Annotated in this window: 17 protein-coding genes; 8 read left to right on the plus strand and 9 right to left on the minus strand. The window is 59.3% G+C overall.

The annotated features are described in order from the left end of the window. Nucleotides 1–3 precede the first annotated feature (3 nt). Together ACMGGX_RS16425 and ACMGGX_RS16430 are read left to right on the plus strand one after the other, a co-directional pair. On the plus strand, nt 4–1326 hold the full coding sequence (locus ACMGGX_RS16425; RefSeq protein ID WP_202782195.1) for a PTS sugar transporter subunit IIC: 1323 nt from the start codon (nt 4–6) through the stop codon (nt 1324–1326). A 15-nt stretch (nt 1327–1341) separates the two neighbouring features. Beyond that, nucleotides 1342–2058 carry a GntR family transcriptional regulator gene (locus ACMGGX_RS16430; RefSeq protein WP_348560798.1) on the plus strand — a complete coding sequence of 239 codons (717 nt, stop codon included), beginning with the start codon at nt 1342–1344 and terminating at the stop codon, nt 2056–2058. A 42-nt stretch (nt 2059–2100) separates the two neighbouring features. On the opposite strand, the gene ldtB is transcribed toward ACMGGX_RS16430, so the two are convergent. After that, complete coding sequence (ldtB, locus tag ACMGGX_RS16435; RefSeq protein WP_023310896.1) at nt 2101–3021, minus strand: L,D-transpeptidase; 921 nt, start codon at nt 3019–3021, stop codon at nt 2101–2103. Between the two features lie 222 nt (nt 3022–3243). Here ldtB and ACMGGX_RS16440 point away from each other — a divergent pair, with 222 nt between their 5' ends. After that, a complete protein-coding gene (locus ACMGGX_RS16440; protein ID WP_039261438.1) occupies nt 3244–4839 on the plus strand; it encodes an ABC-F family ATPase in 1596 nt (531 codons plus the stop codon). Between the two features lie 90 nt (nt 4840–4929). Here the strand turns inward: ACMGGX_RS16440 and ACMGGX_RS16445 are convergent, their stop codons facing one another. Continuing rightward, the gene (locus tag ACMGGX_RS16445) at nt 4930–7293 is read right to left on the minus strand and encodes a glycoside hydrolase family 31 protein (RefSeq protein WP_348560799.1); all 2364 of its coding nucleotides are present in this window, start codon (nt 7291–7293) and stop codon (nt 4930–4932) included. Between the two features lie 17 nt (nt 7294–7310). Next, complete coding sequence (locus tag ACMGGX_RS16450) at nt 7311–8612, minus strand: MFS transporter (RefSeq protein ID WP_420298610.1); 1302 nt, start codon at nt 8610–8612, stop codon at nt 7311–7313. A gap of 288 nt (nt 8613–8900) precedes the next feature. Between ACMGGX_RS16450 and ACMGGX_RS16455 the strand changes: the two genes are divergently transcribed. After that, nucleotides 8901–9974 carry a LacI family DNA-binding transcriptional regulator gene (locus ACMGGX_RS16455; protein WP_033145014.1) on the plus strand — a complete coding sequence of 358 codons (1074 nt, stop codon included), beginning with the start codon at nt 8901–8903 and terminating at the stop codon, nt 9972–9974. Here ACMGGX_RS16455 and ACMGGX_RS16460 read toward each other — a convergent pair. The 4 genes from ACMGGX_RS16460 to ACMGGX_RS16475 form a co-directional block, all read right to left on the minus strand. Beyond that, nucleotides 9971–11227 carry a DUF1479 domain-containing protein gene (locus ACMGGX_RS16460; RefSeq protein ID WP_348560803.1) on the minus strand — a complete coding sequence of 419 codons (1257 nt, stop codon included), beginning with the start codon at nt 11225–11227 and terminating at the stop codon, nt 9971–9973. The two genes, ACMGGX_RS16455 and ACMGGX_RS16460, sit on opposite strands and share 4 nt — an antisense overlap. A 149-nt stretch (nt 11228–11376) precedes the next feature. Then, entirely contained in the window at nt 11377–12192 is an 816-nt protein-coding gene (locus ACMGGX_RS16465; RefSeq protein ID WP_047648275.1) for a Cof-type HAD-IIB family hydrolase, read from the minus strand. 166 nt (nt 12193–12358) lie between these two features. Continuing rightward, nucleotides 12359–14791 carry a formate C-acetyltransferase/glycerol dehydratase family glycyl radical enzyme gene (locus tag ACMGGX_RS16470; RefSeq protein WP_420298611.1) on the minus strand — a complete coding sequence of 811 codons (2433 nt, stop codon included), beginning with the start codon at nt 14789–14791 and terminating at the stop codon, nt 12359–12361. 4 nt (nt 14792–14795) lie between these two features. Beyond that, on the minus strand, nt 14796–15695 hold the full coding sequence (locus tag ACMGGX_RS16475; RefSeq protein WP_181594660.1) for a glycyl-radical enzyme activating protein: 900 nt from the start codon (nt 15693–15695) through the stop codon (nt 14796–14798). A 128-nt stretch (nt 15696–15823) separates the two neighbouring features. Between ACMGGX_RS16475 and fsa the strand changes: the two genes are divergently transcribed. Then, nucleotides 15824–16486 carry a fructose-6-phosphate aldolase gene (fsa, locus tag ACMGGX_RS16480; protein WP_181594661.1) on the plus strand — a complete coding sequence of 221 codons (663 nt, stop codon included), beginning with the start codon at nt 15824–15826 and terminating at the stop codon, nt 16484–16486. A 98-nt stretch (nt 16487–16584) separates the two neighbouring features. Here fsa and moeB read toward each other — a convergent pair whose 3' ends face one another. Further along, nucleotides 16585–17337, minus strand: a complete 753-nt coding sequence (gene moeB, locus ACMGGX_RS16485; protein ID WP_181594662.1) for a molybdopterin-synthase adenylyltransferase MoeB — start codon at nt 17335–17337, stop codon at nt 16585–16587. A 1-nt stretch (nt 17338) separates the two neighbouring features. Next, nucleotides 17339–18571 carry a molybdopterin molybdotransferase MoeA gene (gene moeA / locus ACMGGX_RS16490; protein WP_420298612.1) on the minus strand — a complete coding sequence of 411 codons (1233 nt, stop codon included), beginning with the start codon at nt 18569–18571 and terminating at the stop codon, nt 17339–17341. 188 nt (nt 18572–18759) lie between these two features. Between moeA and iaaA the strand changes: the two genes are divergently transcribed. From iaaA to gsiB, 3 genes are read left to right on the plus strand one after another with little or no spacing between them, the layout of a single operon-like run. After that, a complete protein-coding gene (gene iaaA / locus ACMGGX_RS16495) occupies nt 18760–19698 on the plus strand; it encodes a beta-aspartyl-peptidase (RefSeq protein WP_420298613.1) in 939 nt (312 codons plus the stop codon). A gap of 11 nt (nt 19699–19709) precedes the next feature. Further along, the gene (gene gsiA / locus ACMGGX_RS16500) at nt 19710–21581 is read left to right on the plus strand and encodes a glutathione ABC transporter ATP-binding protein GsiA (RefSeq protein WP_420298614.1); all 1872 of its coding nucleotides are present in this window, start codon (nt 19710–19712) and stop codon (nt 21579–21581) included. A 23-nt stretch (nt 21582–21604) separates the two neighbouring features. Continuing rightward, nucleotides 21605–23143, plus strand: a complete 1539-nt coding sequence (gene gsiB / locus ACMGGX_RS16505) for a glutathione ABC transporter substrate-binding protein GsiB (protein WP_045355709.1) — start codon at nt 21605–21607, stop codon at nt 23141–23143.

Raw genomic sequence — 23143 nt, forward strand, 5'->3', positions numbered from 1 at the left:
GCTATGTCTGAAACAAAAATAACACCGCACATGCAGTCTTTTGTCGATAAATTTGTTGAGTTCTCGGCGCGCCTGGCTAACCAGGTGCACCTTCGCTCCCTGCGCGACGCCTTCGCCACGGTGATGCCCATTTTCATCCTCGCCGGTCTGGCGGTGCTGGTGAACAACGTGGTGTTTCCGTGGATTTTTCACGGCGACACGCTCGCGCAGTTTAAGGTGTGGGGCGAGGCGATTATCAACGGCACGCTGAACATCGCCGCGCTGCTGCTGGCCCCGATGATTGCCTGGTCGCTGGCGCGCAACAAAGATTTCGACAATCCGGTCTCGGCAGTGGTTATCGCTGTCAGCAGCTTCATCATCATGATGCCGATGCGCCTGCAGATTACGCCCGTCGGCAGCGATGCCGCGGTGAACGTCACCCAGGTGCTGACGTTCGCCAATATCGGCTCAACCGGGATTTTCGCCGGGGTGCTGATCGGGCTGCTCTCAACGGAACTGTTTATCGCCATTTCGCGGCTGAAGGCGCTGCACATTTCCCTCGGGGAAAACGTGCCTCCGGCGGTGAGCAAATCCTTTACCGCGCTGATCCCGACCATCCTCACGCTCTCCCTGTTCGCGGTGCTGGCGGCCGTGCTGGCAAACGTGCTGCACACGGACCTGATCCATCTCATTACCACCTTTATCCAGCAGCCACTGCGGCTGATCAACACCAGCCTGCCGGGGACGATTTTCATCTACAGCTTCGGCAACTTCCTGTTCACGCTCGGCATTCATCAGTCAGTCGTTAACAGCGTGGTGCTGGAGCCGTTCCTGCTGATCAACACCAACGAGAACATGCTGGCCTTCGCCAACGGCCAGCCCATCCCGCACATCATCAACAACATCTTCGTGCCGACGTTTGGCATGGTGGGCGGCACGGGCAGCACGATCTCGCTGCTGATTGCCATCTTTATCTTCTCCCGACAAAAATCGGCGAAGCAGGTGGCGCGTCTGTCGCTGGCGCCCGGTTTATTCAACATCAACGAGCCGGTGATTTTCGGCCTGCCGATCGTGTTTAACCTGCCGCTGATGATCCCGTTTGTGCTGCTGCCCGCCATCGGCATTTACTTCGCCTGGCTCTGTACCACGCTGGGGTTAATGTCGCGCTGCGTGGTGATGATCCCGTGGACCACGCCGCCCATTCTCAGCGCCTGGCTTGCCACGGCGGGGGACTGGCGGGCGGTGGTGGTGCAGTTGGCAATCATCGTATTTGGTGTATTCTTCTACCTGCCTTTCCTCAAGATTGCCGAGAGAGTGGCGTTGAAAAACAGCGGGATAGAAAACTAACTGAAAGGAAGAACGATGGCGGCGAAGTACATCACCATAGCGCGGGAAATTAAGAAACGCATTATCAGCCAGCAGTACGCCGCCAACGAACCCCTGCCGGACCAGTTTGCGCTGGCGGCGGAGTTCAACTCCAGCCGGATGACCATTCAGCAGGCGATGCGCCAGCTGATCGTCGAAGGTCTGGTCTATACCCGCCAGGGGCAGGGCACGTTCATCCGTAAAAACTTCCTTCAGCTCTCGCAGTGGGATCTCTCCGGCAGCGACTACTTTGGTGCGACCAAAACCTGGGAACATCTGGGCAAGGTGACCAGCCGGGTGGTGCATTTCGAGCTGCGCTTCCCGAACGAAAAAGAGCAGGCGTCGCTGATGATTAACGCCGATGCGCCGATCTATGACTTCATTCGCCTCCGCCTGCTGAACGGCGAGCCGATGTCGCTGGATTCCACGGTGATGCCGATGAATCTGGTGCCGGGCCTGACGAAAAACCATCTTGAAGGTTCGGTGTTCCAGTACGTGCAGGAGACGCTGGGGCTGAAAATTATGGGGTCATACCGGGTGGTGCGGGCGCTTAAGCCCAGCGCGCTGGACAGAGAGCATCTGGTCTGCGAAGAAACCGATCCGGTGCTGGAGGTGGAGCAGGTTATTTATCTGGAAGATGGCACGCCGCTGGAATATGCCCACTGTCACTATCGGTACGACCACGGCGGGATTGTGATCGTGAATAACGGGTAAAAAAAAGCGGGCAACGAGGCCCGCTTTTTTAATGCTTCGCTATCAGTTCAAACGCACCGGCATACCGGAGCGGTTCTGCACGGCCTGGTCAACAATCGCCGTTTCTACGTCTGGCTGAGAAGTCACCGCCTGCACCGCGCTGTTCAGCGTAACAGGGACGATTTCGTTGTTGTTGATCTGGTCTTCGCTGGTGGACAGCGGGTTGTGCACTTCGATGTAGCGGCTGCCGTCTGGCTCAGAGGTCGCTTTCACCGGTTCGTTGATGAACTGCACGCGCGTACCGACCGGCACGTTTTCGAACAGGAATTTGATGTCGTCGTTACGCAGGCGCACGCAGCCGTGGCTTACGCGCAGGCCAATACCGAAGTTGGCGTTGGTACCGTGGATAGCATACAGACGGCCAATGTACAGCGCGTACAGACCCATTGGGTTATCCGGGCCTGCCGGTACAACGGCTGGCAGCGGTTCGCCCGCAGCGATGTATTCTGCGTGCATTTTGGCAGTCGGCGTCCAGGTTGGGCCCGCTTTCTTACGCTCAACCTTGGTGGTCCAGTTCATTGGGGTGTCTTTACCCAGCTGGCCGATACCGATTGGCAGCACGATAACGGTGTTGGTGCCTTTCGGGTAGTAATACAGACGCATTTCGGCGCTGTTAATCACGATACCTTCATGAACGGTATCCGGCAGGATCAGCTGCTGAGGAATATTCAGCACGGTACCCGCTTTCGGCAGATACGGGTCAACGCCCGGGTTCGCTTCCAGCATGTTAGACAGGCCCAGCTGGTACTGCGCAGCGAAATACTCCAGTGGCTGAGAGTTACCTTCTGGTACCGTCACAACCTGGTTCTGGCCTACCAGACGGCTACCGTCTGTTGGCAGGGGATACGTCACCGCAGACGCGGTCTTACAAAAACCTACTACGGCTAACGCCGCCGCTAAAAGCGTTGTTAATTTCATGTTCATGTTGTGCGAGGTATCTAAGCCATTCTGGCGATGAGTTGATAAGTCTGAATCTGTGATGGGAGCGCATTATATGTGCATTCCCGCTTACAGGGAATTCAGATGTGTACGAAATCACATTTTTTTCGATTTTGTTAAAGTTTAGTGGATTGCCGCAACACGGGATCTCAATTCGGAATTGTGGCATAATGCCGTGTTTATCACACTTTTCGCAGGAATCTCCCCGTGTTAGTTACCAGCAACGTCACTATGCAGTTTGGCAGTAAGCCGCTGTTCGAAAACATTTCCGTCAAATTTGGCGGCGGCAACCGTTACGGCCTGATTGGTGCCAACGGTAGCGGAAAATCCACCTTTATGAAGATCCTCGGCGGTGACCTGGAGCCGACGCTCGGCAACGTATCGCTCGACCCTAACGAGCGTATCGGTAAGCTGCGTCAGGATCAGTTCGCCTTCGAAGAGTTCACCGTGCTCGACACCGTGATCATGGGGCATGGGGAACTGTGGGAAGTGAAGCAGGAGCGCGATCGCATCTACGCGCTGGCCGAAATGAGCGAAGAAGACGGCTATAAAGTGGCCGATCTGGAAACGCAGTACGGCGAGATGGACGGCTACTCTGCGGAAGCGCGCGCGGGCGAGCTGCTGCTGGGCGTGGGTATTCCTGTCGAACAGCATTACGGCCCGATGAGCGAAGTTGCGCCAGGCTGGAAGCTGCGCGTGCTGCTGGCACAGGCGCTGTTCTCTAACCCGGACATCCTGCTGCTCGACGAACCGACGAACAACCTGGACATCGACACCATCCGCTGGCTGGAGCAGACGCTGAACGATCGCGACAGCACCATGATCATCATCTCGCACGACCGTCACTTCCTGAACATGGTCTGTACGCACATGGCGGATCTGGACTACGGCGAGCTGCGCGTTTATCCGGGCAACTATGACGAGTACATGACGGCGGCCACCCAGGCGCGTGAACGTCTGCTGGCGGATAACGCCAAGAAGAAAGCGCAGATTGCTGACCTGCAGTCCTTCGTCAGCCGCTTTAGCGCCAACGCCTCTAAGTCGCGTCAGGCGACCTCGCGAGCGCGTCAGATCGACAAAATCAAGCTGGACGAAGTCAAAGCCTCCAGCCGTCAGAACCCGTTCATCCGCTTCGAGCAGGACAAGAAACTGTTCCGTAACGCGCTGGAAGTGGAAGCCCTTGAAAAAGGCTTTGAGAACGGCCCTCTGTTTAAAAAATTCAACCTGCTGCTGGAAGTGGGCGAGAAGATTGCCATCCTCGGCGCCAACGGCGTGGGTAAATCCACCATGCTGAAAACCCTGGTTGGCGAACTGCAGCCGGACAACGGCACCGTGAAGTGGTCTGAAAACGCGCAGATTGGCTACTACGCGCAAGACCATGAGTACGAGTTTGAAAACGACCTGACCGTGTTCGACTGGATGAGCCAGTGGAAGCAGGAAGGCGACGACGAGCAGGCGGTGCGCAGCATTCTGGGTCGTCTGCTGTTCAGCCAGGACGACATCAAAAAGCCGGCTAAGGTGCTCTCCGGTGGTGAGAAGGGCCGCATGCTGTTCGGCAAGCTGATGATGGAAAAACCAAACATCCTGGTGATGGACGAACCGACTAACCACCTGGACATGGAATCTATCGAATCCCTGAACATGGCGCTGGAGATGTATCAGGGTACCCTGATCTTCGTCTCTCACGACCGTGAGTTCGTCAGCTCGCTGGCGACCCGCGTGATCGAAATTACGCCAGAGCGCGTGGTGGACTTCACCGGTAACTATGAAGATTACCTGCGCAGTAAAGGTATCGAAAACTAAAAAAAGCCGGGTGGCGGCTTCGCCTTACCCGGCCTGCGTTCTGTTCCCTCTCCCAGTGGGAGAGGGTTAGGGTGAGGGCATTAGGCCGCACTAGATCACCCACTCGCCCCCTTCAACTCCGTTCACCAGCAGCGTACGTTTTTCCCCTGCAGGCAGCGACACCTTAAGCGATTTCCACGCCGGACGATAATCCCCGCGCGCGTTGACCTTCAGGTTGATGGTTGCTCCGTCGCACACCATTTCCCACTCCACCCACAGCGCGTTGCCGTTCTGGTAGCCCCAGCTTTCGCCGTCGTCTTCAAACAGCATTCCGGTGGTCGTGCCGACGCCCTTCACCGGGAACAGCTTCAGCTCACGGGTCGTATCTTTTTCGGCACTCACATGCGTGATGCGTTCGCTCAGCGGAAGACCGGCACCGGCGCGCACCAGCAGCGGCAGTTTTTCCAGCGGCGCGTCGAGGACGATCGACTGGCCGCCCGCATACCACGCGTGGGTGTAAAAATCATACCAGCCGGTGTCGTTATCCGGCAGCCAGACGCGTCGCTCGCGCTGCCCGGCTTCGACGACGCTTGCCACCAGCAGGTCGCGGCCCAGCAGGAAGTCATCGCACTCCTCAAACGTCTGCGCATCGTGCTCGTGGTCGAGGAAGATCGGGCGCAGCATCGGCTCGTCGTCGGCATGCGCCTGCCAGAGCAGGGTATAGAGGTACGGCAGCAGGCGGTAGCGCAGCTCAACCGCGCCGCGAATGGCTGGCGTGACGCCCGGGTACATCCACGGCTCGTTCACGGTGTGGTCATCGTTCCACGAGTGAATGGTAAAGCGCGGGTGCATCACGCCGTTCTGCACCCAGCGCACGAACAGCTCGGCGTCCGGCTTGTCGCCGGAGAAACCGCCGACGTCGTGACCGACGTTGAACAGGCCGGACAGGCTCATGCCCAGCCCCATGCGGATGTTATAGCGCAGGGTGTCCCAGCTGGTGCGGTTGTCGCCGCTCCAGGTCTGAACGTAGCGCTGCATCCCGGCGCAGCCGGAGCGGGAGATGAGATACGGACGTTTTTCCGGCGCGAAACGCTGCTGCGCTTCTAGCGAGGCGCGCATCATCAGCAGCGGCATCACCGGGCGAATGTGCTTGATGGCGATCTCCTTGCCGAAGCCAAAGCAGCGCGCCTCCCCGTCCCACACTTCATATTCGTTGTTGTCGTTCCAGGTAGAGTCGATGCCCATCTCCAGCAGCTGCGTGGTCACGCCGTTCTGCCACCACTGCACCGTCTGCGGGTTGGTAAAGTCGAGGTGCGAGCCTTCGTCATCCCAGAAGCTGGAACGTTCCGGTGCATCGGTTTCTGAATCGCGAATGAACAGGCCGCTCTCCGCCACTTCGTTATAGCGCGGATGGTCCTGCAGCAGGCACGGCTTGATGTTGGCCGCCAGCTTCAGCCCAGCGTCGTGGAACGCCTGACTCATCACCTTCGGCTGCGGCACCTTGTCATAGTTCCAGTTGAAGACGTAGCGCTTGCCGTTGATAGAGGTATAGCCGGAGGAGAGCTGGAACGAGTCGCACGGAATGGCGTGCTCTTCGCACAGGCGGATGAAGTTCATCAGCTGGTTCTGGGCGTCCGGCGCGTCGGTGTAGTGCATGGTCGAGCCGCTGTAGCCCAGGCTCCATTTCGGTCCGAACAGCGTTTTCCCGGTCAGGCGCACGAAGGCTTTGGTGACGTCCAGCACGCGCGTGCCGGTAAAGATGTAGTAATCGATATCGCCCGCTTCCGCCTGCCAGCGACGATAGGCGGTGTGGTAGTTGTCGATTTCGTTACCCAGATCCAGCCAGCAGCTGCTCAGGTTGTCATAGAACAGGCCGTAGCTGACGTCGTCGCGGCGGGTGATGGTGAACGGAATATGCTTGTAGAGCGGGTCGGTGCTGGCCGCGTTGTACCCCATTGCGTCGAGGTTACGCATCTCATAGCGCTTGCCGTTGCGCTGCAGATCGCCCGCTTTTTCGCCCAGGCCATAGAAACGCTCGTCCTTGCGGCGGCTGAGGTAGTGCGCCACGCCGTCGCCGTGGGCGTTCAGCAGGTAGGCGCTGGTTGGACGGTCGTTGACCAGCGGCTGCCACTCGCCCGCGTCATTGCGGTAGTGCCACTCCAGCCACAGCGGCTGGTGGACCGTTACGCGCAGCTGTTCGGTAGCCACAGTGAGCGTCTCTTCCTGCTGCGTCAGGGTCCAGGCCGGGCAGGAGAAACCGCTTATATCGTCACGACGGCGGCCTTCCCACGGCACGTCTTTTTCCGGCGCGATGCTCCAGGTGCGGTCCAGCGCCAGCTCGCCTTTGCGTTTGATCAGCACGCGGAACAGGTTCTCTTCCAGCACATACAGGCACAGGCGGTGCTGGTTATCGACCAGCAGTTCCAGATGGTTTGCCGACTGCGTATCAAGGGTCCAGTTTTTCAGGGTTTTCATATGCAATACATCCACTATCAGGCGCGCTTGGCGCGACGTTCAGCAATAAATGCTACCAGGAAGACAGCGCCAATCAGGTCAAAGAAGCCCATGGCAATAAAGAGCGGGTTAAAACCGATTTTGTCGGCGGTCACACCGATTAACAGCGAGAACAGGAAGCTGGCGATCCACGCCGCAGAGCCGCGCATGCCGTTTACGGTCGCCATCTGGCCTTTGTCGAACGACTCAACGACCAGGGCGCTCAGCATGCAGGAGATAATCTGGTGCCCGAAGCCGCCGATGGAGATCAGCACGATAGTGATATACGGGTCGCGGGTAATGGCCACGATGCCCAGCGAGATCATCAGGAATGCGCCCGTCACGGAGCTGGCAACGACCGAGTTAACGCGGGAGCAGCCGAACAGACGGGTATACAGACGCGTCAGGTAGCCACTCGCCACGCTGCCGAGGTCGGCGGCGAGGAACGGTAGCCAGGCAAACATCGCAATCTGCTTCAGATCCATGCCGTGCTCTTTGGCGAGGTACAGCGGCACCCAGAAGCTCAGCACCGCCCAGGCCGGTTCCGCCATAAAGGCCGGGATGGCGATACCGTAGAAGCGTTTGTTTTTCGAGACGGTTTTCAGCGCGGTCAGGAAGGGCAGTTTGACCGCAGGCGGCTCGTTATCCTGCTTGATGAACGCCAGCTCGTCCTTGCTCAGGTTCGGGTGCTGCTCCGGGTTATGGTAGAACGCCCACCACAGGATCACCCACAGCAGCGCCAGCACGCCGGTAAACATAAACGCGCCCTGCCAGCCGAACGAGGCGTGAGCAAAGTAGATGATAGGCGGAGCCAGCATCGCGCCGATGGAGAAGCCCACGCCAGCCCAGCCGGCGGCAACGGGTCGCTCTGATTTCGGGAACCATTCGCCGATGGTTTTGGCGTTCGCCGGGGTAGCGGCGGCCTCAGAGGCACCCATAAAGAAGCGCAGAATAGCGAGGTGCAGCCAGCTTCCGGCGCCCGCATGGAAGATACACATCAGCGCCCAGATCCCGGCGCAGACCATAAAGCCAATCTTCAGGCCGATGACGTCAATCAGCCAGCCGCACAGGGGCTGGAAAATGGTATAGGCGATCTGGAACGCGCCGACGATCCAGGAGTATTGCTCGGTGGTGATCCCGAGGCTCTCTTTCAGTTCCGGGGCGAGGATCCCGAGTGAGTTTCGGGTGATGTAGTTAACGGTGACGCCAAGTAAGAACAGCACCAGCACGTACCAGCGCAGGTTCTTAATGACGCGACGGGTTTTGCTTGTCGCTATGGTGTTATTGATGTCCTGACTCATTTTACTCTCCACAAGACGGACGGTAAGGGAACGGAGGTTCAGGTGTCACACGGTTTTTTATGCATTTGATTTCTATCCGTTTAAACTGCTTAAGTTGCTATACAACTAGTATGGAAGTTGTGTGACAAGTTCACCTTAAGGAAGAAAATGAGTGGGCAAAAGTGGATTTTGTGCAAAATTTCTCATAACTGACGTAAACCCTCTGGCATGATGGCTTTTATGTCAGCTATTGCCTGACCAATACGCTATGAAAATTTTTTCATTTCGCAAATGGAGCCAGATCACAAAATGGACAAAAGGCTAAAAATCACCGAAATCGCGGCCCGGACGCAGCTCTCGATCAGCACCGTATCGCGGGTGCTGGCGGGAAAAGCGAATACCAGTGAAAAAGCGCGCGCGAAGGTGCTGGCTTGCGCGCGGGAGCTGGGGGTGATGGACGGCATGGCGGCAGGGCGTCTGCTGCTTAACAGCCTGGTGGTTTTTGCCCCGCAGCGGGCGTTTGACGAGCGGTCCGACATCTTTTACTACCGCGTGATCCAGAGCGTGAGTAAAGGCCTGGCGTCCCACGATGTGCGCCTTCGCTACTGCGCGCTGGAGGAGAACGACAGCGACGCGCAGCTGTTTCTGGCGCGCATGAACGAAGCGGACACTCAGGCGGCAATCCTTCTTGGCATCGACGATCCCCATATCCACGATCTGGCGGTGGACGTCGGTAAACCCTGCATGCTGATTAACTGCCGCGACCGGCACATGCGTCTGCCTGCCGTCGCGCCGGATCATCGCGCCATTGGCGAGCGGGCGGCGGAATATCTGTTCGAAATGGGACATCGTGAGGTGATGAACGTGCTGTGCCTGCGCCGCTACACCATGGAGCTGCGCCTGGCGGGGATCCGCGACGCGTGGCAGTCTCACAACCTGAAATTCAACGATAAACGCGATCTGCTGGTGGTGCCCAGCTTCAGCGCGCGCGAAACGGAACAGATGGTTAGCAGCTGGCTCAGTGAAGTGCAGGGGAAGGATTTACCTACCGCGTTCCTGGTCGGCGGCGACTTTATGGCGGCGGGCACCATTAGCGCATTACAAAACCACGGCCTGCGCGTGCCGCAGGACGTGTCGGTGATGAGCATTGATGGCTTTAACCTGGCGGCGATTCAGGATGTTCCATTAACGGCGGTGCACGTTCCGCGCGATGAGCTGGGAACCGAAGCGGTATATATGCTCCAGCAGCGGCTTATGCGCCCGGACGCGCCGGTCGGGACGTTACTGCTTAACGGCACGCTGGCCGTGCGGGAATCGGTACGGCGGATACGTCAGGGGAAACGACGCACCGCCGTGGAGCGGGAAGGGCTGTACGACAGTTAAACCATGCCCAGCGCGCGCTTGCCGTGGATGTTGAGATCGTTCACGGTAAAGCGGTCCTGCCAGGTTTTTTCATAATCCTCGCGCGGGAAGTCTCCCGGCGACGCGCCGGTTTCCAGCGCTTCCTTGACCTTCTTCGCGTAGGCGAGGTTTTTCTCGCACATCGGCGCGGCAGGGATGTACATCACGTTGCCCCACCCTTGCTGATTTTCCACCGGCGCCACGGAGTGGATCACATCGCAGTGCCACCACACGGAATCACCCGCCTCGAGTGCCGGAATGCTGCTTAATGCCTCGATCAGCAGCGGGTGCCACTTCTCTGAAACCGGCAGCACGCGCCCCGGCGCTACGCCGCACAGCTCGTCTTCCGGCACGTCGTCCAGCAGCGGCCGCAGCAGAATGTAAGCCATCGCTTCCGGGATTGGCACCACGTGCAGCAGCCCCTGACCTGGGATCATGTCCGACAGCGCCGTCCAGCCCTGGAAGGTCCGGAACACCGAGCATTTAGTGGTGTTATCGACGGTGTACTCTTCCACTTCGGTACGGTGCGCGGCGTTCCACGGATCGTATTTCTCGACGTTGCCGTCAAACACGCGGGCAAACACCTGCTGATAGGCCGGAAGCAGCCAGCGCTCCAGCGCGCCGGAGTCGGTATGCGCCCCAAGCCCTTTCGAGGTCGTTCCCGGCGGACGGCGGCGGATACGGTCCGGGTAAATCACGCTCACGTCCGGGTCGAACCACTGCTTGCCGTTGCTCTCGAATGTCCATAAACGGTTCAGGAACGACTGCACCTGCGCCATCTCTTCGCTCTGGCGCGCCTGCATCTGCGCCTGAGACCAGTAAATCGGGTAAATCTCCGGACGAGAGGCCGTCAGGGTGCCGAAGAAGTTATCGCCCGGGCCTTTGTAGACCTCGTCAAACTTATTCAGATCGAGGTAGTCGAGCATCGACTGATCCCACGCCAGCGCCTGCTCGCGCGGGAAATGACCTTTAATCACCGCGCAGCCGCGGCGTTTAACGGCCTCACGCTGTGCGTCGGTAATCGTGCCGTTTTTCACATCCGCAAACGGAATCACCGGCCAGACGGATTCGCCTTTGTTCTTAAGCGCGTTGATTTCCGCCACGCGGGTGGCAATTTTGTCGCTGAGCTTATTAAGCACCGTCTGCACGTCGCCGATCTGCGCGCGCAGCTCACGTTTTAACTGACGGATTGCCGCTTTGTGATCCGCTGGCAAAGTTTCACTGGTAAAGGTCATAACTGCCTCGCATCTTTCATTCGAAAGTAAAAATGTCTACAAGTGATACTTTAAGTTAAAAATAAGTTAATGCAAGTTTAAAAACTTGACGCAAGCCACAGGACGGAAAAAGAGTGAGAGGCCGGAGCGACGCTCCGGCGAGGAAAGGATCAGAGGTCGAACGGGGAATGGTTGTCGAGCACGGCCTGAATGACGTTCAGCGCGCCCTGATGGTTGTTGTCGTCGGTACCGTAGCGGCTGATTTCTTTGATGCTCTCTGCCGCGTTGCCCATCGCAAAGGAATATTTCACCAGCTTCAGCATCTCGGCATCGTTGCCGCTGTCGCCAATGGCCACGCACTCCTGCGGGGAGATTTTCCAGCGTTTCAGCAGACGACTGATGCCGTTGGCCTTGTGCAGGCCGGGGATAATCAAATCGACAAAACCAAAGCCGCTGGTGACCGGCTTCATGATGCCGTCCAGGGAGACGTGCAGTTTATCCACCAGATTAGGGATATCGCTGTCCGGCAGGTTCAGGGAGAACTTAAACAGCACGTCGTCAATTTCGCGGTAATCGCTGATGCGCTTTAAGCGGTGATAGTGCTTTGACATCAGCGCCACGAATTCTTCAGGAGCCTGGTCGCTGACCCAGGCGCTCTCCAGCCCGCAGGCCACGAAGTTCAGCCCTTTATCTTTCAGCAGTTCGCCAATCACGATCTGCGATTCATGACGCGTCAGCTCGCCGTGGAAAATCTGTTCGCCGCGATCGAACACCAGCGCGCCGTTTTCCGCCACGAAGGAGATCCGGTCTTTCAGCTCCGGAAAGAAGGAGATGAGCTGGTAATACTGGTTGCCGCTGGCGACAACGAATTCAATGTCGCGGGCTTTAAGCTGATCAAACTGTGCCTGGAAGCGGTCACGATCGTACTGCTTGGCATCATCAAGGAAAGTTCCGTCCATATCGGTGACGATAACTTTAACGGTCATACTGTGCTCCTGGGTCACTGCGTTTTGAAACATTCTAATAACAAGGTGACGGGGAGCACAAATTTAATTTCATTCGAAAGTAAAAGCAAAACGGCAACCGAGGTCGCCGTTTTTAGTGTTTTCTCCCTCTCCCCGTGGGAGAGGGCCGGGGTGAGGGGACATGCCGTTACAGCGTATGCTCAGTACGGGCGATAATATCGTCCTGCGCATCCGGCGACAGGGCGGTGAAGAACGCCGAGTAGCCCGCGACGCGCACCACGAGATCGCGATACTGGTCAGGATGTTTCTTCGCTTCCAGCAGCGTTTCGCGCGAGACGATGTTGTACTGAATATGCCAGCCCTTATGCACCTCGAAGAAGGTGCGCAGCAGCACCATCAGCTTCTGGCGATCGCTGTCGTTTTCCAGCGTCGACGGGTTCAGCTTCTGGTTAAGCAGCACGCCGCCGAGAATCGCTTCCGTCGGCAGTTTACCCACCGAGCCAATTACCGCCGTCGGGCCGAGGTGGTCCGTACCGGAGGCCGGGCTTGCCCCTTCCGCCAGCGGGGTGTGCGCCTTACGTCCGTCCGGGGTGGCCATCGTTGCCGCACCAAACGGCACGTTTGCAGAGATGGAAGAGGTGCCCGCGTAGTAGTTACCGCCAATCGGGCCGCGACCGTAGCGCGGGTTGTGGTACTGCTTCAGCTCTTCGATGTAGGTCTGATAGGCGCGCGTCAGCAGCATGTCCACGCTGTCGTCGTCGTTGCCGTACTTCGGCGCGCCGTTGATCAGACGCTGGCGCAGCTGCTCGTGGGTCAGCCCGTCGAAGTCATCCGCCAGCGCGGCCGCCAGCTGCTGCTGACCGATAGTGCCCTGCTCGAACACCAGCTTTTTCACCGCCGCCAGGCTGTTGCCGAGGTTAGCGATACCCACCTGCAGGCCGGAGACCCAGTCATACTTCGCGCCGCCCTGCTTGATGCTTTTCGCACGCTCGATGCAGTCGTCCACCAGCGCCGAGCAGAGAATATCGTGGACGTTCTCCTCCAGCATGGTGTCCACCACGTACTCAATCTCGATGGATTTGCGGGTGTAGTAGCGGATCTGGCTGTCCCAGGCCGTCATCACCTCCTCGAAGTTGTCGAAGTTACCGGCGGAGAGCGCTTTTTCCTGCGGCAGGAATACCTTGCCGCTGGTGGCGTCGCGCCCGCCTTCCAGCGCCGCCAGCATCACGCGGGCGAAGTTGATAAAGCTCATGCCGGTGCAGCGGTAGCCCCACTTGCCGCCCACCGCGGTTTCGATACAGCCGATGGCCGCGTAGTCGTAGGCGTCGTCTCGTTCAACGCCGAGCTTGATGAATTCCGGAATGACGATTTCATCGTTGTTGAACGCGGGCATGCCGAAGCCGCAGCGGATGACCTGCACGCAGGCGTCGAGGAAGTCGTTGCTCATGCCCGCGTGGTAACGCACGCTCAGGTTTGGCTGGGTGGAGCGCAGGCGACCGCAGGACTCCAGAATCGCGTAGGAGAGCGGGTTCACCGCGTCCATCGGCTCGCCGTTGACCAGCTTCTGGCCGCCGATGGTGACGTTCTGGTACAGCGGGCTACCGGCAGAAGCCTTGGAGTGCGAGCCGGAGCGGATCTTGTTCACTTCCAGCAGCTTCAGCCAGCAGCTGTGCAGCAGCTCGATGGCGTGCTCGCGATCCAGGCTCTGATTCAGCTCCACGTCGCGGCGGTAGTAGGGATAGAGATACTGGTCCATACGCGCAAAGGAGACGGAATGGCCGTTGGACTCAATCTGCAGGATCAGCTGGATGAAGTAGCACAGCTGCAGCGCCTGCCAGAAGGTTTTTGGCGGCTCGTGGGCAATCACGTCGCAGTTTTCCGCCATCGCCAGCAGCTCGTCGCGGCGGCTTTCGCGGGTTTCAGTGGACGCCATTTCACGCGCCAGGTTGGCAAAGCGTTTGATGTGCAGGCTTACGGCTTCCAGCACGATATCGATCGCCTTCAGGAACTGATCGCCGTGCAGGTCTTCCAGCACCGTCAGGTTGATGCGCGTGCGGCGCTCGGCCACTTTGGCGCGCAGGCCGTCGAGGCCTTTCTCCAGCATCAGCGGGAAGTTGACCGCCAGGTGCGCGTCGCCGGAGGTCATGTTGCCTTCGGCTTTGATAATGCCGGTTTCCAGCAGGCCTTTCTGCTCGTCGGTGAACATGCCGTAGCAGCGATCCTGCACCGTCTGGCCGCGCCACCACGGGCAGATCTCATGCAGCACGCGCTTGTTCTCTTCGCTCACCGCAAAGCCCGCGCCCGGGCGGTCCGCCAGATCGTCGATCTCTTTCTCAATCCAGGAGACGGTGTATTCCGGGAAAATCGGCGCGGCGCGCACTTCGCTTGCCTGGTTACCGATGATCAGCTCGTCGTGTTTGATCCAGATGGTTCGCTCGGCCAGGTGATGCGCCAGCGCCAGGGCGCGACGAACCGGGATCGGCTTGTCCATGTGTTGCTGGTACATTTCGGTGTAATGCTGCGCGCGCTCGGTACAGACCGGCGGCTTAACGATATGCACCAGGGCCGTTTTGTGCGCCTTAATGCGCTCGCTGAGGGTGTTGAGATTCAGGGTGGTCATAGGTTTATCCTCGTAAGGTCGCGGTTAACCCTTTCTGGCAGGCGTACTGCTGCGCGAAGTCCAGCAGGGCAGGGTTATCCAGCGGTTTGTCAGGGGCAGAGTAAGGTTGGCCGAGCAGGGTGTATTTGTTCATGCCCAGCGTGTGATACGGCAGAAAATGAATATCGTCGACGCCGAGCTCGTCGGCGGCGAAGTTTGTAATGGCGGTGATGGACGCTTCGTCAGCGTTAAAGCCCTGGATTAGCGGCACGCGAATGGTGATTTTTTTCCCGGCGACGGCAAGGCGCTTCAGGTTATCCAGGATCCGCTTGGCCGAACCGTCCGTCCACTGTTTGAACACCTCACCGTCGACGTGCTTCAGGTCGGCGAGGAACAGATCGATGTAGGGTAATGATGGCTCGATATAATGCCACGGCACGTGAAGGCAGGTTTCAACGGCGGTGTGGATCCCCTGTTCGTGGCTGGTTTTAAACAGGACGTGCGCCAGCTCAGGGTTCATAAACGGCTCGCCGCCGGAGAGGGTGATCCCGCCGCCGCTGCGGTCGTAGAAGGGTTTGTCGCGCAGTACGGTCGCCATGATCTCCTCGACCTGCTGTTCTTCACCGCAGACGGTCAGCGCCTGCGTCGGGCAGCAGTCGGTAAGGGCGTTGAGCGCGGCTTCATCAAGCTTCTCGCGGTGGATAACCAGGCCATTCAGCGCGCGTTCGATGCAGCCCGGCGCCGCCTGCTGGCACAGGTCGCAGCCGTCCAGGCACAGGCGCGCATCAAACAGCACGTCCCGGCTGCGGGAGCGGCTTTCCGGATTCTGACACCAGCGACAGCCCAGCGAGCAGCCTTTCAGGAACACCACGGTTCGAATACCGGGGCCGTCGTGGGTAGAGTAACGCTGAATATTGAAGATCATGATTTCGCCTCTCATATTGCATATGAAGATTAAATTACTTTCGAATGAAAGTTATCTTGATGCAGGTCAACTACTGAGCAGGTTTTGTCGTGATAGGGTAAGTGCAGGCTAATTTTGAGGGTTACATCATGGAACTTTATCTCGACACATCTGACGTTGCGGCAGTCAAAAAGCTGGCGCGTATCTTCCCGCTGGCGGGCGTGACCACCAACCCAAGCATTGTGGCGGCAGGTAAAACGCCGCTGGACGAGCTGCTGCCGGCGCTGCACGACGCGCTGGGCGGCAAAGGCCGTCTGTTCGCCCAGGTGATGGCGACCACCGCCGAAGGGATGGTAGAGGACGCGCGCAAGCTGCGCGCCATCATTAACGACCTGGTAGTAAAAGTGCCGGTGACCGCCGAAGGGCTGGCGGCGATCAAGATGCTGAAAGCGGAAGGGATCCCGACGCTGGGTACGGCGGTATACGGCGCCGCGCAGGGGATGCTCTCCGCGCTGGCGGGTGCAGAGTATGTGGCGCCTTACGTTAACCGTGTGGACGCGCAGGGCGGGGACGGGATCCAGACCGTGGTTGAACTGCAACAGCTGCTGACGCTGCACGCCCCGCAGTCAAAGGTGCTGGCCGCGAGCTTCAAAACGCCGCGTCAGGCGCTGGACTGCCTGCTGGCAGGCTGCGAGTCAATCACGCTGCCGCTGGACGTGGCGCAGCAGTTTATTACTTCTCCTGCCGTGGATGCGGCGATTGTGAAGTTTGAGCAGGACTGGCAGGGCGCGTTTGGACGGAAGACTATCTGATGCTATTGCCGGGTGGCGCTCACGCTTACCCGGCCTACGGTTTTCTCCCTCTCCCTGTGGGAGAGGGCTGGGGTGAGGGCATCAGGCCGCAACAGAGTTTAACCTCCGCAAACCTCACACCCCGGGTTACGCATCAGCTTCATCTCGCGGAACTGGCAGGTCATCGCGTCATACATTACGATTTTCCCCGCGGCAGGCGTGCCGTAGCGCGCCAGCACCTTGATCGCTTCCATCGCCTGCAGGGAGCCAATCACGCCGACCAGCGGCGCCATCACGCCCGCTTCAATGCAGGTCAGCGCGTTCTCGCCGAACAGGCGGCTCAGGCAGCGGTAGCAGGGTTCGCCTTCCGCGTACGTGAAGACGCTGATTTGTCCCTCCATGCGGATCGCCGCGCCGGAGACCAGCGGGATTTTGTGGGCAAAGCAGCCCGCGTTCAGCTGGTTACGGACGTTTACGTTATCGGTGCAGTCCAGCACCAGGTCATGCTGCGCAATCTGCGCGGAAAGCGCCTCGTCATCCAGCATCGCGTCAATCAGGGTGAACTGAACGTTGGGGTTGATGCGCGCCAGCGCCGAGCGGGCAGAGTCCACTTTCGGCTGGCCAACCGTCGCATCGCTGTGCAGCGTCTGGCGCTGAAGATTTGACACCGACACGGTATCGAAATCCAGCAGCGTCATCCTGCCCACGCCCGCCGCCGCAAGATACTGCGCGGCGGCGCAGCCCAGACCGCCGAGCCCGACAACCAGCACGCTTGCTGCCTTAAGCGCTTCCTGGCCCTCGAAGTCAAACCCGCGCAGCACAATCTGGCGGTTGTAGCGCATCATCTCCGGGTCGCTCAGCTCCACCGTCATGTCAGCCTCCGAACAGGTGGTTAAAACTTTCTACCTCAACCCACTCGCCGGCTTCCACATTGCCGCGCTCGCGCTCCAGGACGATAAAGCAGTTGCCCTGGCTGAAGGAGCTGAAAATGTGCGAGCCCTGGTGCCCGGTGGTGCTCACTTCCAGCTCGCCGTCCCCGTTGCGCGCCAGAATCCCGCGCTGGAAATCGAGACGACCCGGCGATTTTTTCAGGCGCGTGGCGGCGCGCACGCGCTGGCGTTCCGGGAGCGGGCTGGCGCTGTTGCCTGAAAGCTTCGCCAGCAGCGGGATCACCAGCTGGTAGAAGGTGAGTGCCGCCGAGACCGGATTACCCGGCAGGCCGCAGAACCAGCCGCGCGTGAGCTTGCCAAACGCGAACGGTTTTCCCGGCTTGATGGCCAGCTTCCAGAAGGCGATTTCCCCCAGCTCTTCGAGGATGGTTTTGGTGTAATCCGCTTCGCCCACGGAGACGCCGCCGGAGCTGATAACCACGTCGGCAGCGTTATCCGCCTCGATAAACGCGGCGCGCAGTTTTTCCGGATCGTCAGGAATAATGCCGAGGTTAATCACCTCGCAGCCCAGCTGCTCAAGCATCAGGTGTACCGCCAGGCGGTTGGTGTCGTAAATCTGACCGTCCTGCAGCGGCTGGCCCGGAAGCTGCAGCTCGTCGCCGGTGGAGAAAACGGCAACGCGCACTTTACGGATAACGTCGATTTCAGCAACCCCGAGCGACGCCAGCACCGGCAGTTCACCAACCGTCAGCTTCTGTCCGGCAGAAAAGACCGTCGCGCCAAGGGTGATATCTTCGCCCGTGCGGCGGATGTTCTGGCCCGCTTTAACGTTCGCGGTAAAACGCACGCCGCCGTCGGTCTGTTCGGTCTCTTCCTGCATCACAACGGCGTCGCAGCCGGCCGGAACCGGCGCGCCGGTCATGATGCGCACGCAGGTGCCCGCAGGCCATTCACCGCTAAACGGCTGGCCCGCAAAGGCTTTACCCGCCACCGGCAGGGCGTCACCCGTCTGGAGATCCGCCAGGCGTACCGCGTAACCGTCCATCGCGGAATTATCAAACCCCGGCACGTTAAGCGGAGAGACGATATCGCGTGCGGCAATACGGCCAAAACAGCGCACGAGGGGCAGCGTCTCAACGTCATGCAGCGGGGAAACTCGGTCAAGCATCTGCGTGAGTGCCGTCTCAAGCGGCATCAGTCCGGCGGTAAAATCCATGGTGGGCTCCTGCGGAGTAACAACGAAAGCGGCCATTATGGCAGAAAAGTGCGGCTAACTGTATGACCCGATGGGTGTACGCTTTACATCACAGTTACGTCTTTCTATATTCAAAAATCATCTGAAGTTTCATCGACGATAATGATATTTATAGAAAAAGCCGCAAATCAGGCTAACGGGTGATGCGAATGGTTAATGCGGTAATCGCAATTCATGGTGGCGCCGGGGCAATCACCCGAGCACAGCTCAGTCCCGAGCAGGAAAAGCGCTATATCGACGCGCTGTACGCCATTGTGGAAACGGGTCAGAAAATGCTGGAAGCGGGCGAAAGCGCGCTGGACGTGGTCACCGAGGCGGTGCGCCTGCTGGAAGAGTGTCCGTTATTTAATGCGGGGATCGGTTCGGTCTTTACCCGGGATGAAACGCACGAGCTGGATGCCTGCGTGATGGACGGCGTCACCCTGAAAGCGGGCGCCGTGGCGGGCGTGAGCCATCTGCGCAATCCGGTGCTGGCCGCGCGTCTGGTGATGGAGGCGAGTCCGCACGTGCTGCTCACAGGGGCTGGGGCGGAGGCGTTTGCCTTCGAGCACGGGATGGAACCGGTATCGCCGGAACTGTTTTCCACCGAGGAGCGCTATCAGCAGCTGCTGGAAGCCCGTTCGGCGGGCATGACGCAGCTTGACCATACAGCGCCGCTGGATGAAACCACCAAAATGGGCACGGTCGGCGCGGTGGCGCTCGATAAGGCGGGAAACCTCGCGGCGGCGACCTCAACGGGCGGGATGACCAACAAGCTGCCCGGGCGCGTCGGCGATAGCCCGCTGCCGGGCGCCGGGTGCTATGCCAATAACGCGACGGCGGCGGTGTCGTGTACCGGAACCGGAGAAGTGTTTATCCGCGCCCTCGCGGCCTACGACATCACCGCGCTGATGGATTACGGCGGTTTAAGCCTCAGCGAAGCCTGCGAGCGCGTGGTGATGGAGAAACTACCTGCCCTGGGCGGCGTCGGCGGGCTCATTGCGGTTGATCGCGAGGGCAACGTGGCCCTGCCGTTCAACAGCGAAGGCATGTATCGCGCCTGGGGTTATGCCGGTGATGAACCGAGCACGGGCATCTATCGTGAATAAGGGGGCAGCGCGTGCCGCACAGTGAAGAACTGGACAACCGCGAAGTGCTGGCTGTCCATCAGCTCAATATTGCGTTTCAGGAAGAGCGGCAGTTCATCCCCGCAGTACAGAATTTATCGTTCACGCTCAGGCGCGGCGAGACGCTGGCGATTGTTGGCGAATCTGGTTCCGGTAAATCGGTCACCGCGCTGGCGCTGATGCGCCTGCTGGAACAGACGGGCGGGCAAATCAGCAGCGAGAAAATGCTCCTGCACCGCCGTAACCGTCAGGTCATTGATTTAAATGAGCTGAGCGGTTCGCAGATGCAGGGCGTGCGCGGGGCGGATATTGCGATGATCTTCCAGGAGCCGATGACCTCCCTGAACCCGGTTTTCCCGGTCGGGGAACAAATCGCCGAGTCGATCCGCCTGCATCAGGGGCTGAGCGGCGATGAAGCGCTCAAAGAGGCCCGACGGATGCTGGAGCTGGTGCGCATCCCGGAGGCGCAGGCCATTCTGGGTCGCTACCCGCATCAGCTTTCCGGCGGCATGCGCCAGCGGGTGATGATTGCCATGGCGCTCTCCTGCCGTCCGGCGGTGCTGATTGCCGATGAACCGACGACGGCGCTGGACGTGACGATTCAGGCGCAGATCCTGCAGCTCATTAAAGTGCTGCAGCAGGAGATGGAGATGGGGGTGATTTTCATCACCCACGATATGGGCGTAGTCGCCGATATCGCCGATCGGGTGCTGGTGATGCACAAAGGCAGCGCGGTGGAAACCGGCCCGGTCGAGCAGATTTTTCACGCGCCCGTGCATCCTTACACCAAAGCGCTGCTGGCGGCGGTTCCGCGCCTGGGGGCGATGAACGGCAGCGATTTGCCGCGCCGCTTCCCCCTGATTTCTCTCGAGGCGTCTGAGCAGCAGGAGGATGAGCGCGAGCAGGACACCGTGGTGCCGGGTAAGCCCATTCTGGAAGTGCGCGATCTGGTCACCCGTTTTCCGCTGCGCAGCGGCATACTGAACCGCGTTAAGCGCGAAGTGCACGCGGTGGAAAACGTCAGCTTCGATCTCTGGCCGGGCGAAACGCTGGCGCTGGTGGGGGAGTCCGGCTGCGGTAAATCCACCACCGGACGCGCGTTGCTCCGTCTGGTGGAATCACAGGAAGGCAGCATTACCTTTAACGGCGAGCGCATTGATACCCTTCCGGACAGCAAGCTGCAGGCGGTGCGGCGGGATATTCAGTTTATTTTCCAGGACCCGTATGCCTCTCTCGATCCGCGCCACACGGTGGGGTATTCGATCATGGAGCCGCTGCGGGTGCATAACCTGCTCGACGGCGAAGCGGCCCAGCGTCGCGTGGCCTGGCTGCTGGAGCGCGTCGGCCTGAAGCCGGAGCACGCCTGGCGTTATCCGCACGAGTTTTCCGGTGGGCAGCGGCAGCGTATCTGCATCGCTCGCGCGCTGGCGCTAAACCCGAAAGTGGTGATTGCCGATGAGTCCGTCTCGGCGCTGGATGTCTCTATCCGGGCGCAAATCATCAACTTACTGCTGGATTTACAGCGGGATATGGGCATTACCTTCCTGTTTATCTCGCACGATATGGCCGTGGTCGAGCGCATCAGCCATCGCGTAGCGGTGATGTTTATGGGGCAGATCGTGGAGATTGGGCCGCGAAGGGCGGTGTTTGAAAACCCGCTGCACCCGTACACCCGCAAGCTTATCGCGGCGGTCCCGGTAGCCGATCCCGCGCATCGTCACGGCCAGCGCGTGCTGCTGCAGGATGAAATGCCGAGCAATATTCATAAACGCGGCGAGGCCGTGGAGCGCGTGACGCTGCGCGAGGTCGAGCCGGGTCATTTCGTCGCTCCCCCGCGTCAGGACAACGCTTTTTCGCGGTTATAACTTACAACAGGCAGGAGAACACAATGGTTACATTTGTAGCGCGTAGATGGTTGTTAGCCGCGAGCGTGACGGCAGCCCTGGCCGCTGCCCCCGCGTTCGCTGCCAAAGACGTGGTGGTTGCCGTCGGCTCGAATTTCACCACGCTCGATCCGTATGACGCTAACGACACGCTCTCTCAGGCGGTGGCGAAATCGTTCTATCAGGGCCTGTTTGGCCTCGATAAAGAGATGAAGCTCAAAAACGTGCTGGCGGAGGGGTACACCGTATCCGAGGACGGGCTGGTGTATACCATCAAGCTCAGAACCGGCGTGAAGTTCCAGGATGGGACAGACTTCAATGCGGAGGCGGTGAAGGTTAACCTGGACCGCGCCAGCAATCCGGAAAATAGCCTCAAGCGCTATAACCTGTATAAAAATATCGCCAGCACCGAGGTGGTCGACCCGGCGACGGTCAAAATCACCCTGAAAGAGCCGTTCTCCGCGTTTATCAATATTCTGGCGCATCCGGCAACCGCGATGATTTCCCCTGCCGCGCTGAAAAAATACGGCAAGGAGATCGGCTTCCACCCTGTTGGCACCGGCCCTTATGAACTGCTCACCTGGAACCAGACCGATTTTGTGAAGGTGAAGAAATTCGCGGGATACTGGCAGCAGGGGCTGCCGAAGCTCGACACTATCACCTGGCGTCCGGTGGTGGACAACAACACCCGCGCGGCGATGCTGCAAACCGGCGAGGCGCAGTTTGCCTTCCCGATCCCGTATGAGCAGGCCGCCATTTTGCAGAAAAACAGCAAGCTGGAGCTGGTCGCCAGCCCGTCAATCATGCAGCGCTACATCAGCATGAACGTCACGCAAAAGCCGTTCGATAACCCGAAGGTGCGTGAAGCCATCAACTACGCCATTAACCGTCAGGCGCTGGTGAAGGTCGCCTTTGCTGGCTATGCCACTCCGGCCACCGGCGTGCTGCCGCCGGCGATCGCCTATGCGCAAAGCTATCAGCCGTGGCCGTACGATCCGGCTAAAGCGCGCGAGCTGCTGAAAGAGGCGGGCTTCCCGAACGGTTTCAGCACCACGCTGTGGTCCTCGCATAATCACAGTACCGCCCAGAAGGTGCTGCAGTTTACCCAGCAGCAGCTGGCGCAGGTGGGTATCAAGGTACAGGTTACCGCAATGGATGCCGGACAGCGTGCGGCAGAAGTGGAGGGGAAAGGGCAGAAAGAGAGCGGCGTGCGGATGTTCTACACCGGCTGGACGGCCTCGACAGGTGAAGCCGACTGGGCGCTGTCGCCGCTGTTTGCCTCGCAGAACTGGCCGCCAACCCTGTTCAACACCGCGTTTTACAGCAATCCGCAGGTGGATAAAGACCTGGCCGATGCCCTGAAAACCACCAAACCGGAAGAGAAGGCGCGCCTCTACAAAGACGCGCAGGATATTATCTGGAAAGAGTCACCGTGGGTGCCGCTGGTGGTGGAGAAACTGGTGTCAGCCCATAACAAAGCGTTGACCGGGTTCTACATCATGCCGGACACGGGCTTTAGCTTTGACGATGCGGATTTAAAATAA

Origin of the sequence: Enterobacter sp. BNK-29 (assembly GCF_048684785.1) — a bacterium.
Taxonomy (GTDB): Bacteria; Pseudomonadota; Gammaproteobacteria; order Enterobacterales; family Enterobacteriaceae; genus Enterobacter; species Enterobacter cloacae_M.